General features: G+C 55.6%; 1 protein-coding gene. It reads left to right on the top strand.

The genetic code is table 11. The features are described from left to right. Nucleotides 1-2: 2 nt before the first annotated feature. Nucleotides 3-520 (top strand): ABC transporter permease (locus tag C5B91_RS21430; RefSeq protein WP_233547879.1); only part of this gene is annotated, 518 nt, incomplete at its 3' end.

The raw sequence follows: 520 nt of genomic DNA on the forward strand, positions 1-520 counted from the left end.
CCCTGATTATCTTCGCCATCACGCAACTGCTGCCGGGTAACGCGGCAGTCATGATCTTGGGCAAGCAGGCGACAGAAGAAAGCATAGCCGCCATTGAGCAGCAACTCGGGTTGAACCGCGCGTGGTACGTCCAGTATTTTGATTGGTTGGTCGGGTTTGTGACCGGCGACTGGGGGATCAGCTTTTCAAATCGTCAGGAGGTCGCGAAACTCATCTTCCCCCGCCTTGTCCGGTCGGCACAACTTGCAGCAATTACATCAATTCTCGTGACGGTAACAGCGATACCACTAGGTGTACTCACCGCGATCAAGCAGGACTCTATCTGGGACCTCTTGGCTAGCGCGGGTGGCTACGCCGGTGTCAGCTTGCCTGAGTTCGTCATCGGGACGGCGTTCATTGCGCTCTTCACCGGGCCGGTCTTTCAGATTCTCCCCTACGGTGGCTACGAGCCGCTGAGTTCTGGAGTGGTCACGTGGGCGAAACATCTGATACTGCCAAGCGTCACATTATCAATTATCTT

The organism is Haloferax sp. Atlit-10N, assembly GCF_003586325.1.
GTDB lineage: Archaea > Halobacteriota > Halobacteria > Halobacteriales > Haloferacaceae > Haloferax > Haloferax prahovense.